4 protein-coding genes are annotated in these 14939 nt (G+C 65.2%); 2 read left to right on the forward strand and 2 right to left on the reverse strand.

Annotated elements, in window-relative coordinates:
• Window positions 1–424: hypothetical protein (locus KF833_10825; protein ID MBX3745789.1), on the reverse strand; the 424-nt coding region annotated here is incomplete at its 3' end.
• An 8-nt stretch (window positions 425–432) separates the two neighbouring features.
• Entirely contained in the window at window positions 433–1431 is a 999-nt protein-coding gene (locus KF833_10830) for a hypothetical protein (GenBank protein MBX3745790.1), read from the reverse strand.
• Window positions 1432–2324: 893 nt separating this feature from the next.
• On the opposite strand from KF833_10830, the gene KF833_10835 reads away from it, so the two are divergent.
• Both KF833_10835 and KF833_10840 read left to right on the forward strand, forming a co-directional pair.
• The gene (locus tag KF833_10835; protein MBX3745791.1) at window positions 2325–3044 is read left to right on the forward strand and encodes a hypothetical protein; all 720 of its coding nucleotides are present in this window, start codon (window positions 2325–2327) and stop codon (window positions 3042–3044) included.
• Window positions 3045–3191: 147 nt separating this feature from the next.
• Window positions 3192–14867: a tandem-95 repeat protein gene (locus KF833_10840; protein ID MBX3745792.1), complete on the forward strand. Its 11676-nt coding sequence runs from the start codon at window positions 3192–3194 to the stop codon at window positions 14865–14867.
• Window positions 14868–14939: the final 72 nt, after the last annotated feature.

Genomic DNA, 14939 nt, shown 5'->3' on the forward strand with positions numbered 1-14939 from the left:
GAAATTCAGAATCCGCGAGCTTCACGATTGGAAGGAGTTCCCAGTCATAAAGGTCGATTGTCTGCTTCAAGCCGTTTACTGCGACTGTCACCTTCTTACCATCATCGGCGCCTGGGTTATACTTGAGCGAAAACAATTCAATCTCAAAATCGGCACGACTTGTCACAACGCCTTGCAGGATCCCTCCACCCGAGTTCTTCAGTATCTCTATCTGATTATGTGTCTCTCTGCCCTGACCCTTCATTTGCAGGACTCTTGGTTGACTTGGAAATCCGGATAATCGTTGCCGCCTTGGGTCATTGGGATTCCCGAAACTGATTTCCTCAGCCGCGAACAAAACACCGACGATGCTCTGAAGCCAGATTGCCGCAATAAGATACGCTGAGATTGTGAATCGCAGACGATGTGATGAGGGCTTGATCATATTGGTTTCTATTTATCCTCGTTGTTTGGCGGATAAGGAAAATTCTCTTGCCAAGGGGCTGGCGTTACCTCTCCAACATAGCCGAGAGCGGATAGTTCCTCTTTTGCTCTTTGATGGATTTCTTGAGGTAAAATAACTCGCCGTACGCGTGACTTGATAGGAGTGCAGTTTATATCGCGGATGATGCGGCAGCAGTCAAGATAGCGAAGCGTCTCGGAACCGAATGGTATGAGCGACAGATTCCAAGATGGGTAAATTTTCGCAAAATCGGCCTTCTCGACGAGATTTAAAGGAGCGTCTACCGGATCTCCGGAATTTAGTATTTCGCTAATCACTCTCCACTCTCTTTCGTGATAATAATCCATTTGACTTGACTCAGGACAAGATGGCCCCGCGGGGAAAAACAGACAGCTGAGCGCCTGAATGGTCGAACTTAGTTCTTCGAGCGACTCCTGTTTGGGTTTTACCATGTCCAGAAAGCCTCTGAGGGATCGATTGTGAATTACAACCTCCTCCGAGGCTTCGTTCGTGCTGACAACCATTGATTCGTCTTGATCAAAGGCTTGAGCCTCGGCGCGTAGCGCTGCTAGCTCGTCAAGGACTCTTCTGACGTAGCGAAGCTTTGAAACAAATGCATATCCAATGCTCGCCATTAGATCCTTGCGCTTGTCAACTACTTGAGGAATGTAAATTACAGGCAATGCCCCAAGATCGCGGATGGCGCTCCTATCGAATTCGAGAGAAACTGGGCCGAAGGTATCGCAATGAGTCTTGAGATCCGATATATCGAGTTGGGTTAGGCAGAATCGCACCTGCAGGATTGGCGGAATTTGTTCACCGCTTCTAGGCTGAAGTTCCTCGGCCTTGAATTCGACCAATTCCGGGGTCAGTACAATCCCTCGAGTGAAGATGGATCGCAGGATCGTGAAACACCGATCAATCCAAGCTTGACGACACTCGTGGGGTCGCGAAATTGAGAAGGAGTGGTAGAAGTAATGTTCGGGCATACCGCTCGACCTTGAGTTCGTTCTGTATCCGCTGGTTTCCTTGCTGTTGTCCGTTTGTTGAAAACGACTGGTCCTGTTCTCTCGCGTTAAGTCTTGGTTATGCCCAGAAGTTGTTCGGCTGTGAAGTGCTATTCCGACAAGCCGGCGTTCACACATCCCGAAGTCCGCCGGACTATTTGGCAAAATTTTGGTAAGCGGACCGATGAGGACCCTTGCGGACCCTGTACGACCAAGGGAGGGGTGTTTGGCGGGTTTGGCCCCTAGAAAACGACGAAGCCGCTGGAGGCCAGCAGCTTAATTGGTTGCGGTGCAACGGAAGTTGGTTGCCGGGGCTGGATTTAGTTCAACCTAGGACCTTCAGGTTATGAGCCTGAAGCGGAGAGGGTTGATGAGGGAACGGTGGGAATGCGAGGAACAAGCGGGGCATGGGCGTCGGGGAGTTTGGGTTGGTAGTGGGAGGCTTTGCAGGCGGTGGAGGGCGGTCAAGCGATTTCCTGAGGCCGATTCTTCAGCGTCCCGGGGACTGTATTCTTCGTAGTTGGGCGGGTTCATTGCCTGGTCCCGGGTCGGAGTTGGTAGGGGCGAGCGGGCGGCGCATCGATCGCGACTTCCTCCAGGGCCCTTCGGGATGGGTACGAGTCCCAGGGGGGGATGGGTTGGGCGAGTTCAGAAAACCTGCGATGCACCGGAAGCAGGGCTGTTCCGAACGCGATCCTTGCCGGGGAGGCGACGGGGGGGGCAAGATGCCGCCATGGAATCTGCGGAGCGCGGCTTCGCCGAACGCCTGGCCATGAAGGCTGAAGAGTCCAGTGCCCGGTGCCAGGCCATGTTTCGGCACCGGTCGGAGGGCTGGCCTTGGCCCCGCTTGCCAATCCGAACTTCCATCGATCCCGATGCCGAGTGGCTCCTCGAGTTGGACCTGGAACGAGATCGCGCCGTTTGCCCGGATCCTCGCTGACCTGGGGGCGCCGTCGGTGGTTTGTGGCGGTCAAGCGGTCGCTTTCTGGGCGGCCCGATTCGGCCTGGGAGCCATTGTGAGCCGGGACCTGGACGTGTTGGGCGAGCGCGATGGGGCCGATCGACTTGCGGCGACGCTTGGGGGCACCATCCAGTATCCCCATCGGTACGAAATGACCGTTCTTGCGGCCGTCATTCGGACGACCTGGCGAGGGCGCCCACTGGATATCGAATGGCTGCACAGTGTCCCGGGTATCGAGGCCGATCCGGAAGCCATCTCGGTCCTTGCAGATCTCGGTGAGGGACATCTTCTACGAGTGCTGCACCCGGTCCCGCTGGCGGCCGCCAAGCTCCACGCGATCCGCTTCTTCGATCAGAGGGGGAGAAACGACGCGGCACACCTCAAAGTCGTCGTGCAGGTTATCGGGTATCGGGTCACCGAGGAATTGGACCTGAACCCGGCCTTGGCCCTCGGATTCATTCACCGTTGGTATCGAGCGGCGCGGCTTCATGGAAACCGGCGGGTGCTCGCCGAACTCGCCATCGATTGGCGGCATGCGGTCCCGGTCGAGGAATTGCACAGGCGCGCGAGTCGTGATCCGCGGGTTGCACGATTCCTCTCGGAGCACTGGCCCCGGTTGTCGGCTGAGATCTGAGCCGTAGGCATGCAGCAGGGGCGGGCGCCATTCGCCATTCAACATTCGCCCGGGATCGGTAGGATTACCTAGGCAACGGTTCGTAGCGGGTTCTACGCAAGCCATCCGATGGTTGGGGATGGGCGAGGGCGTCACGATTCGGGGGTCATGGCCCGATCGGGAAGTTCCAGAATCCTCGTGGTGGACGATCATCCGCCGACACGGCCGTACCGCCGGGTACGAGGGGCGCTGACACGGATGGCGCTGGCGGGTCTGCTGTTCGCGGCAGGTCTGTCGGCCCCGGGCGCACGGGCCCAGGAGGTGGCCGGGAACGCCCTGCGCTTCAACGGCACGACCGCGAGGGCGGAGACGCATGGGATTCCGATCGGGGACAATGGGAGTTTCACCGTCGAGGCCTGGGTGAGAACCCGCGTGGCGGCGCAACCGGGAACGGTCAGTCCGGCCGTCGCGAAGATGGCGAGGACGAGCTTCCATCATCCAACGGAGCCCGGGGAGTGGATGGTAGGACTGCGCCCGGACGGCGTGCCGATCTTCAATCTGCACGCCGCCAACGTGACACTCGATGCCTACCCGCTGCGCATTCCCGAGGGGCACTGGGTGCACCTTGCGGCGGTGTACGACGCCTCGATTCCCGAGGCACGGCTCTTCGTGGACGGCGGGTACATGACGGTGTCCCCGAAGTTGAACGCCTTCGGGCAACCCTGGAGGGAGCTGGTCCGGTCCCAGGGCGGCAACGGCAGTCCGGTCACCCTCGGATTCCTTCCGGGCAGTCATCTGGACGGGGATGTGGACGAGGTGCGGATCTGGAACGTGGCGCGGACGTCCTCGCAGATCAGCGGTGCCATGAATGCGCCGCTGACGGGGTCGGAACCGGGTTTGATCGCGTACTGGCGGATGGACGATGGGGCGGGGACGGTGGCGGCGGACAGTTCGGGCCATGGCCGGGTGGCCCACCTTCTGGGGGGTGCGACCTGGGCAGTCTCCGGGGCAGGGCTGTCCACGGAACCCGTGACGATGACCGTGCCGCCGCGGGGCGGTCGTCAGGCCAGGGCACGCGCGACGGTCAGAGTGGAGCCCACCACGAGTCTGCTGCCCACGGGTCGCATCGTGGAGGGCCACTTGAACGACGGAGGCAGCGGCTACGATCGCAAATACTATTACGAGCCGCTGGACGTGGTGGCGCGAGGGCACGGCGGCCCCAGAAAGGTCGGCTCCTACTTCCCCGGGATTAGCGGGTGGGGATTGCTCGGCGTCTTCGACAGCACCGGGGGATTCACCGACGACACGACGCTGGTCATTCCTCCGCCGCACATGGGCGATCTGAACCCGGCCATCGACAATCCCCGCTGCAACGTGATCCGGCTCGGGGTGGGGACCTACTACGACAATGTCATCGTCGATCGGGACCTGACGATCCGGGGCGAGGGCATGGGACGGACCTTCGTGTCGGGGGCGCTGTTGGGGACGGTGTTCACCGTGCTCCCGGGCAGGACGCTTCATCTGGAGGATCTGACCGTCATCGACGGACTGGCTCCGAGCGGCGGCGGGATCTACAACCAGGGCACGGTGGTGCTGGACCGGGTCGAGGTGCGCGACTGCCGGGCGTTTGACTATTGGGGAGGCGAGGGCGGCGGCATCTACAATCGCGGTTCGGCCCGGCTCACGGTGCGGAACAGCGTCATCCGCAATAACTCGGCGGCACGGAACGGCGGCGGGATCAGCAGCAGCGGCTTGAATGTCTCCACCCTGCGGGTGGGCGGCGGGCGCAGCGCGTCGGACGAATTGACGGGGCATCGGTCGGACCTGGCGGAGATCACGCCGCCCTTGGATCCCACCCAGGAGGACCAGGCCGAAGCGGTCGAGGCCGAGTACGTCGCCAAATCCTCCACCCGCGCTGCGCAGGCCGGATCGGCGGAGGAGTTCATGGGCGGGCAACTGGGCAACAGCGACTCTGAAGGCGGCAATCCCCTCACCAACATTGCGGGCTGGCTTGGCCTGGGCTCACCGGTCACCGAGGTGATCGATTCGGTCATCGAGGGGAACAAGGCCGGGACCGGGGTCGCGGTTGCGCGGCACCTGATGAAGATCTGCTGGGTGGAACGAGGCCTCGTGCATTGTTTCCTCGCCGACCACATTCCGACCCCGCGCGCGCTGGTGGTCGGGGGTGGGATCCACACGGACCTGGGGCTGCTCAGGATCCGGAACTCGGAGCTGACGGGGAATGAAGCGGCGGGTCTGCTGGGCAGTCACGGCGGGGCCATCAGTTCGTTCTTCAGCGGGCTGGAGGTGACCGGCTCGAAAGTCAACGGGAACCGCGTTCGCGCCACGACGATCCTGGCGATGGGCGCGGCCATCCACAGTTTCGGGTCCTACACTCGGGTGAGCGACTCGGAACTGAACGACAACGCGGCGGAGGCGCTGTTCCTGTCGAGTGGCGGCGCGATGAAGACGACCTTCGGCAGCTTTGTCCGCATCCAGGGCAGCGATCTCAACCGGAACACGTCCGGCGGTGGCGGCGCGATCGCGAACGACTACTACGCAGCCCTGCTGGTCCAGGACAGCACCCTGGCGGACAATCAGGTTTCCGGGGTCATTGCGGCGTATGGCGGCGGGCTGCGCAACGAGAACGGCGGCCAGGCCGTTCTGATCGGGAGCACGATCAGCGGCAATGTCGCGAAGGGGAAGTCGAAGGGCGGGGGCGTGTTCAACGACTGCGCGGGGTCGGGCACGATCCTCATCAGCACCGTGACGCTGCAGAATTGCACGTTGAGCGGCAACCGGGTGGATGGGGAAGGCACGCGGGGCATTCCGTTGCCGGCCTTCGGAGCCGGGCTGTACAACGGCAGTTTCACGCAGGGCACCGCCATCGCCACGCTGGTGGACTGCACGATTTACGGGAACCAGGCCGTGAACGGTCTGACCCGTCAGGGCGGAGGGATCTATTCGACGGCGATGAGTTCATTGAAGGCCCAGCTCAAGCCGGAGGTGCTCGGGGTGTCGGTGGTCCACCTCTCGGGAACCCTGCTGGCCGGGAACAGCCCCAACGATGTCTTCAACCGGACCCAGACCCTTCAGTCCCTCGTGGTTTCGACCGGGCACAACCTCGACACCGACGGAACGGGCGCCGAGGCCGCCTGGGCGAGCGAGTTGTTGCTTTCGGAAGGGGCGAGGTTCCGGACCGCGGACGATGCCGGGTTGGGTCCCCTGGAACATAACGGAGGTCGGACACACACCCATGCGTTGCGTCCGGACAGTCCGGCGCGGGACCAGGGGGCAACGGGCAGCCTGGTGGACCAGCGGGGCGTGCCTCGCGCGCTCGGGGGCGTCCCCGACATCGGGGCCTTCGAGAGCGTGGCGCCGTATGGCGCGCCCGAAGCCTACGAGGGGATGGAAGGCGTCCTGCTCGCGGTGGAAGGATCGCGCGGGGTGTTGGTGAACGACTTCGGCGACTCGCTCAAGGCCGCGTTTCAGTTGGGGAGCGGTCCGCAGAACGGCCAGCTCACCCTGTTTGAGGACGGGAGCTTCACCTACCAACCGAATCCCTTGTTCCACGGCGAGGATGGGTTCCTCTACCGGGTGCAGGATTTCGAGGGACGCATCTCCCCCGCCATCGCGGTCTCCCTCACCATCCGTCCGCGGCTCGACTGGCTGGCCCTCAGTCCGAACCCGGGCAGCGAGGCCGAGGAGTCGGCGCCGGTGGTGCTGACCTTCGATGAACCCGTGACGGCAGCCGCACTCGATGCCCACGTCGAAGTGCGCGGTTCGGTCAGCGGACGGAGACCGGTCTCGATCGCCCTGTCCCCTGACGGACGGGAGGCGACGTTGACCCCGGTCGGGCGGTTCATCCGGGGCGAGACGGTGAACGTCACGGTGCGGGATACGATGACCAGTGCGGCGGGCTCGCCGTTCTTTCCCACCGAGACACGGACGTTCGGGATCCTTCCCAACCGCGCGCCCATTCCGGCGGCGCCGCGGACCTTTGTGATCGAGAGGAACACCGTGCTCGAACTGCCGCGTGCGCAATCGTTGCTGCAAGGCGCCTCGGATCCGGACGGGGACGACATCACGGTGCGCACCGATGAGTGGGTCCAGGGGCGGCTGTACGATCTGCTGACCCGGTTCCCGGGAGTGGCCCTGGAGGACATGCAGTACTTCGGCAACTGGCCGGATGGGAGCTGGGCGGTGCGGGTGCCGGTGCCCGCCGAGCGGGGCCAGTTGAACCTGCGTGCGGACGGCACGTTCACCTACACCCCGCCGCCGGTCTTCCGGGGGACCGACACGTTCCAATACGTGCTGACCGACGGCGACCTGGAATCGGCTGCGGTCACCATCACAATCCAGGTCGGGGGCGGCACGGAAGCGCCGGAACCGAGACCGGACCACTACCCGAATGTGCCCTTCCAATTCAACCACGGCGTCGATGCCCACTTCTCGCTGACCGTGGACGCCAGTGGCGGCGTTCTGGCCAACGATCGGAACCCGGACGGGCTCGATCTGGTGGCCGAGCTGGTGGAGGACGTCCAGAACGGGTTCCTCACCTTCCATCCCGATGGCGGGTTCACCTACCGGTCCTTCGGTTCCTGGAGTGAGGGGATCGATGCCTTCACGTACCGGGTTCGGGCGGACGAGATCGAGTATGTGTCCGGGCCGGTTCGCGTCGCCCTGGGCGCCGCGTCCCTGATCATGGCGGATGACTATTATGCGTACTCCGGTGCCGGGAACATCGATGTGCCCAGGGATGCGGGCGTGCTCGCCAACGATTTCGATCCGAACCTCGGAGTGCCGGCCACCGAAACGGCGTGGGCGGAACTGGTGACCCCGCCGGGCCACGGCACGGTCGTCCTGGCGAACGACGGATCGTTTGTCTATACGCCGGGGCCGGGCCATCCCGGGTCCGACGCCTTTGTCTATCGCGCCGGAACGGCGTACACCTCGGGGACCTACCCGCAGGCGAGGGTCAAGTTGGGGAACCGCGCCCCGGTGGCCGGGGACGACACGTACTTTCTCTTCCAGGGCCAGCCACGCACGGTGTCCGCAGGCGAGGGCCTGCTGGCGAACGATGGCGATCCCGACGGCGACCCCGGGCTGGTGGTCGAGCTGCTGACCGCTCCTTCGCACGGCGCGTTGTCCCTCGCGGCGGACGGCTCGTTCGAGTACGTCCCGGAACCGGGCTTCGACTCGGTCGATACGTTTACCTACCGGGTCTCCGACGGGCGCGATGCGTCGGGACCCGCGACGGTGACCCTGCGTGTGGTCGAACTGCTGGAGATCGTGTCCGTTGAACCGGCGGCCAACACGACGGATGCGCCGGCGTCCGGGCCGGTCCGGATCACCTTCAGCGGGGCGGTGGAGGCTTCGTCCGTTGCGGGGCGGGTCCATGCCTTCGGATCTCTGACCGGTCGCCGGGAAGTCACCGTGGGGGTGAACGGAGCGGAAGTGACCCTGGTTCCCGGGGAACCCTTCCTTCCCGGGGAAGTCATCACCGTGCACGTCTCGCCCGGCATTCGCGAGGGCGTCCGGGCGGAACTGGCCCGACCCCACGCGTGGCAGTTCCACGCCGCGGTTCCCCGGGGAAGTGCGGTGTTCCAGCGCGCGTTGGCGGGAACCTCGACGTCGGAGTTCAGCGAGTTTGTGACCCTGGTGGATTTGAACGGAAACCGGGTCCCCGACGCGATCGTGTGGAATCGCGACACGCATCCGCGTGTGTACCTGAATCAAGGGGACGCCACCTTCATCGAGCGCGAAGAGTCGCTCGGACTCCAGTACCCGGACCTTGCCTTCCGCGGGTCCGCACCGCTGGTGGCGGATCTGAACGGGGACGGACATCCGGACCTGGTCCTGATCTGGCAGGTGGACAACTTCCTCGGCAGCCAGAGCAGGGAGATGCGGATCGGGTTCAACGATGGCACTGGCGCGTTTCCCGCCGGGAGCGTCGTCGTGCTCGGACTGTCGAGCTTCCCGCTGGGGGCGCCGTCATTCCTGCTGGCGGGCGACTTCGACGGTGACGGCGACCTCGATCTGCTGGGTGTCGGCTCCTCATGGGCCTGGGTCTGGCGGAACGACGGCCACGGAAACTTCACCTTCGATCCGGGTTCCGCGGTGGCCATCGCCTCGGCGTCGGCCGGTGCGGTCGGGGACCTGAACCACGACGGGTTGATGGATGTGTACCTGGTCGGGCTCGCGGGCGGGCAGTTGCTGATCAACGAAGGCGGGGCGCGGTTCGACTTGCGTTCAAGCGGGGTGAGCACCACGTGGTCCCGCCAGGTGGTGCTGGCCGACCTGGACGGCAACGGCACCCTCGATGCCTGGCTCGTGCATCAGGTGAATTCCGGACCCAACGAGGTCTGGCTCAACGACGGCGCCGCGAACTTCCACCGGTCTCCCTTCGGAATCGAACGGCGTTTCACCCTCGGGGTGGGGCTTGGCGACCTGAACGCGGACGGGCACCTCGATGTGTGGCAGGCGGATGTCCGCGACGGGGCGGGCCAGGGTGGCGGCGATGGCGTCCTGCTCAACAACGGGGCTGCCCGGTTCACGCAGTCCGGCGCGCGGTTGGGCACCTCCGAGAGCCTCCATGCGGGGGTGGCGGATCTCGACGGCGACGGCGATCTCGACGTGTTCGTGGTCAACAACAGCCGCACCACCGGCTCCGGCAATGAGGTGTGGTTGAATCAGTCCGCCCCGGTGGCGCGTGACGATTTCCATCCGGCCAACGGATCCGCGCCGGTCGTCGTCGCCGCGGCCCAGGGGGTGCTGGTGAACGACCTCGCTGGCGACGGCGGTCCGATGCAGGCGCAACTCGTGAGCGCTCCCGCGCGGGGAAGTGTGGTGCTGGCCTCGAACGGCGGGTTCACCTACACCCCGGGGACGGGGTTTGCCGGGACGGATGTGTTCACCTACCGCGCCGCCGATGCACAGGCATCGTCCGCGCCGGCCCGGGTGAAGATCGGCAACACCCCTCCGGTGGCGGCGGGTGATGGACCCTACCTCGTGCCAGCCGGCGAGGCCTTTGCGGTCGTCGCGTCGCACGGGGTGCTCGCGAACGACATCGACGCAGAGGGCGATCCCCTGACTGCCGTGCTCGTGACACCACCGACCCACGGCACGGTTGTGCTGCGGCGCGACGGCTCGTTCGTGTACACGCCTTCGCCGGGGCACCTGGGCGCGGATGCGTTCACCTATGCGGCCACGGATGGCCTTGAGAACTCGGCGCCAGCGACGGTCACGCTCGATGTCCGTTCCGTTCTGCGCGTGGTCGAGATGAGTCCTTCGCCCAATGATCCCTCGGCGCCGGGCAACGGAACCGTAGTGCTCCGATTCAATCGTCCGCTCGATTCCGCCACCGTCGGCGCCAACGTCGCCGTGGCCGGCGGACAGAGCGGCCCGCGGAGTCTGCGGACCGTGTTGAACGGGACGATCCTGACGCTGCATCCCGATCCCGAGACCGGGTTCATTCCCGGCGAACAGGTCACGGTGTCGGTTCGTACGGGGCTGGGCGGGGCGCAGGGCGAGATCTTGCAGGCGCCGTTCCTGGCGCAGTTCATCGTCGAGGCCCCGACCGGGACCGGGTCGTTCACGGACAGCCTCCTGCGGTTGGGCAACGCCGAGTACAATTCCGTCGGCATCGCGATCGGGGATTTGAACGGGAACGGACATCCCGACCTCTTCGTGCCGAACGCGCTGGGCTACTTTGGCCAGGCCGAGCCGTACGGCAGCCGGGTCTGGTTCAACGATGGCGCCGGCGGGTTCTCGGAAGGGCAGCAGAAGATCGGCTCCAAGATCCTCTCGAAGGCCCAGCTCGCCGACCTCAACGGCGACGGCCACCTGGATGCCCTCACCACCCATCGGATGGAGCCCTACGGCATGACCCTCTACTTCAACGACGGCAGTGGCGGGTTCACCGAAGGAACCCAGGCGCTGGAGAGTGTCCTGGTCGAGGCCTTCGCAGTGGGAGACCTGAATGGCGACGGAGCAGTGGACCTGGTCACGCTCGCCTCCGCAGGCTTTTCGAACTGGTGGGTCCGCGTCTGGTTGAACGATGGAACCGGCCAGTTCACCGAGTTCCCGGCCGCCATGGAAGACATCAGCTTCGCGAACCGGACCTTTCTCGAGGTGCGCCTGGCCGACCTCAATGGCAATGGCAGCCTCGACCTGGTGCTGGGCCAGTTCAGCGGCCCCACGCTGGTCTGGTTCAATGACGGTTCGGGCCGGTTCCGTGACAGCCTTCAACTGCTCGGCACAGGCGGCGCCTTCCCTCTCGTCGGGGACGTCAATGGCGACGGCGCTGTCGATATTGTCACCGTGCGTCGGAGCGGCACCGGACCCCTGGTCTGGTTGAACGATGGCTCCGGACAGTTCACGGCCACCGCACAGACCTTCGCCGGGACCACCATTCAGGGCGCCGTGCTGGGCGACTTCGACGGGAGCGCGGCGCTCGATCTGGTCGTCCTTCAGAGCGAGTTCGTCAGTGCCCTGTCCGAATCCTTCAATCGTTCCGTCCTGCTGGTGAACGACGGCCACGGGAACTTCACGGCTTCCGCCGCCATGCCCGGACCGGTGCATCCCATGGTGTCGATCGGGGCAGGGGACTTGAACGGCGATGGCGCAATGGACCTGGTGCTCAGCGGCGGTCTCGGCCGATCCAGCCATGTCTGGTACAACGGGGTGGGGCTTCCCGCGCCCTCCGGAATCGCCAGCCTGACGATCACCGATCGCGAAACCGCCCTGCCGTTCGACAACGTCTCGTTGCGGTTGCCCGCGGCGACACTGGTGACCGTCCGCGTGGTCATGGAGGACGCGGCAAGGGGCGTACTCCTCGCTGCCGGGTTCTCCGGCTCCGACGTGGCCGGCTACGAATTGACCGGTCCGGCTGGGACGGTCGAGGCGGCGTTGCGGGCGGTGCGTTTTATTCCCACCCGGCACCGGCGTCCCGTCGGGGAATCCGAGTCGACCGGGTTCACCCTGACGGTCGGCCTGGGCAGCCTGAACCGCGTCGCGGACGGCACCGTTGTGACGGTGGTGGCGGAGAACGACCCGCCGCTGGCCGCGGACGACGGTGGAGCGGGTTACAGCACCGTGGCCACGGCGGCCTTCACGACGCCCAGCGTTCTGGTGAACGACACGGATCCGAATCCGGGCGACACCATCAGCATCGTCCATGTGGTCACTGTGGGAACGATCGGGCAGGTGACGCACCAGGGGGGCGGGGTGTTCCACTACGATCCGAGCGGCCGGTTCCCCCTGCCGCCCGGGGTGACGGTGACCGACTCGTTCCGCTACGTGGTCGAGGATTCGCACGGGGCGCGGGCCTCGGCACGGGTCACGATCCAGGTCCAAGGGGAGAATCATCCGCCTGCCGCGCCGGACCTCGTGGTTGTCGTGGCTGAGTTGAGCGGGGACAACCTGATCGACAACGCCATCCTGACCCAGGCGACCGATCCGGACCTGGGCGACCAGGTGCAGATCACCGCCATTGATCCGGCGGGTGTGCTGGGCCAGGTGTCCCTCGCCCCGGACGGGCGGCTTCGTTACAACCCGGCGGGCAGCGGTCCGAAACTTGGACCCGGCGGCGAACGCCTCGATGGTTTCGGGTACACCGTCAGCGATCGCCAGGGCGCCACGGCGTCCGGGCGCGTGACCGTCCGCATCGAAGGACGCAACGACGCGCCGACGGCCGGGCCGGTGGCCATCACCGTGGCGGAGAACGAAGATCCAGTGGATATCGCCGCCCTGCTAATGGCGGCGGCCACGGATCCGGACCCGGGCCAGACCGCCCAGTTGCGTGTGGTGCGCGTGGATCGCTCGCTGACCCAGGGGCAGGCGGTGGTTGCCGGGACCGAAGTGTTCTACTCGACGGCACGGCGCTTCGAGAGCCTTCAGGAGGGCCAGACCGCCACGGACCTGTTCGACTACGAGGTCGAGGATCCGTTCGGCGCCATCGGAAGGGGCACCGTCACGGTGACGGTCACCGGCGTCAATTCGACCCCCACAGCGGGTCCGGCGCATGCGGTGATGGATCTGCAACCGGTCGAGGCGGACCTGACCGCCCTCCTGCTGGCGAACGCCGAAGACCCGGACGACGACCCTGCCACCTTGCGGGTGGGGGAGATCGATACGGACGGAACGCTCGGTGAGGTGACCCTGTCGGGTGACACGGTGCGGTACACACCGCCGGCCGGATTGGTGATTCCGCGGGATGAGTTCCACACCGACCAGTTCCGCTTCAGCGTGCGCGACCCACGCGGTGCCGGGAGCGCGTTTGCGGTGGCCACGGTGCATCTGCGGGGCGTGCAGTCGCCGCCGACCATCGAGGTGGATCGGATGGATCAGGAGGTTCAGTACAGCGACGCGATCGCCCCGGTGAGCGTCTTCGCCAGCGACGCCGACACGGCGGGAACGGATCTCGTCGTGCGGATCGGGTGGAAGCGCGCGGACCACGCCGGAGCGTTCGAGCCCGGCGTTCCCGGGGGTTTCTCCTGGGGTCTCGCCCTGACCGAGGCGAACGCCGCGCACTGGACGTTGTCCGGGCGGGCGCAGGTTGCGCCGGGCGACTACCGGTTCCGGGTGGAGGTGGAAGACGCCACGGCGTCCACGGACGAAGCGGAGTTCGGAATCACGGTGTTGCCCGAGGACGCCCGCAGCGTCTTTGGTGGAACGCTCTTCCAGGGGACCGCGTCGCCGACCAGCGGAACGACCGTGCTGGCGCTGCGTGCCACCGTATGGGACCTGTCCACGTTGCCGGTGGGTGATCCTGAGCATGACCCGTATCCCGCCGAGATACGGAATGCGACCGCCAGCTTCGTCGATCGCAACACCGGTTCGGTGATCGCTGCGAACCTTCCGGTGCAGGTCCCTGACCCGACTGCCCCCACGGTGGGCGTGGTGTCCTTCGACTGGCCGGTGGACATCGGAACGGCCGATTCGAAGTCGTATGCGATCGGGGTGATCGTCGGAGGCTGGTTCGAGCGGGACAGCCGCGAGGACGACGTGCTGGTGACGGTCTCCAGGCCATCGGCAAGCGACATGGTGACCGGAGGCGGATTCCTGGTGCTGTCGGGTTCGCAGGGCATCGTTCCGGGCACGCCCGGGTCGAAGCTGGATTTCGGCTTCAATGCGAAGTTCATCCAGGGCGGCAAGACCCTGCAGGGTTCGGTGGACCTCACGCTGCGGGACGGCGGGCGGGTTTATCAGATCAAGAGCAGCGCGGTGACGTCGCTCGCCGTCCAGGGCAACCGCAGTGTCTTCACGGCGAATGGGGTGATCTCCGACATCACCGGACCGGGCAAGGGGATCACCGTGGAAGACCAGGCAACCCTTCAAGTGCTGCTGACCGACCGTGGCGAGCCGGGTCGGGACGACAGCCTGGCGGTGACGGTCTGGGATCGGAACGATGCCATGTGGTTCTCGAGCCATTGGAACGGACACCGGACCGTCGAGCAGACCATCGGGGGTGGCAATCTGAAGATCCATTCGAAGGGTCCGGGTGCCCACGGGTGGGCTGGTGGTTCCACCGGGGAATCCGACGGACCTTCCATCGAAACGGCGGGCGATTCCGACGCCGGTTCAATGCCGAACGAAGCGGGCGCGGCGGGAACTTACAGGATCGCCTTTCCGGCCGTGCCAGATCGGGACTACCTCGTCGAGGCGTCGTCGGACCTGACCACGTGGACTCCGGTGGCGCGGGTCCGGGGTCTCGGCCACCGGATCGAGGTGTTCGAGACGACCGACGCCCCCGTGCGCTTCTATCGGGCGCGCCAAACCGGGGACGAGGGTAGTGACGCCGAACCCGTGCGCTCCACGGGTTCGGGCGGGCACCTGGAGTGACGGCACGACTCGGGGCCTCAACATCGCGCGAAAGGATTCGTGGCGGATGCTTCTGTAGTGGGTTGAACGCGG

The sequence above is a fragment of the Verrucomicrobiia bacterium genome (assembly GCA_019634625.1).
Lineage (GTDB): Bacteria > Verrucomicrobiota > Verrucomicrobiia > Limisphaerales > CAIMTB01 > CAIMTB01.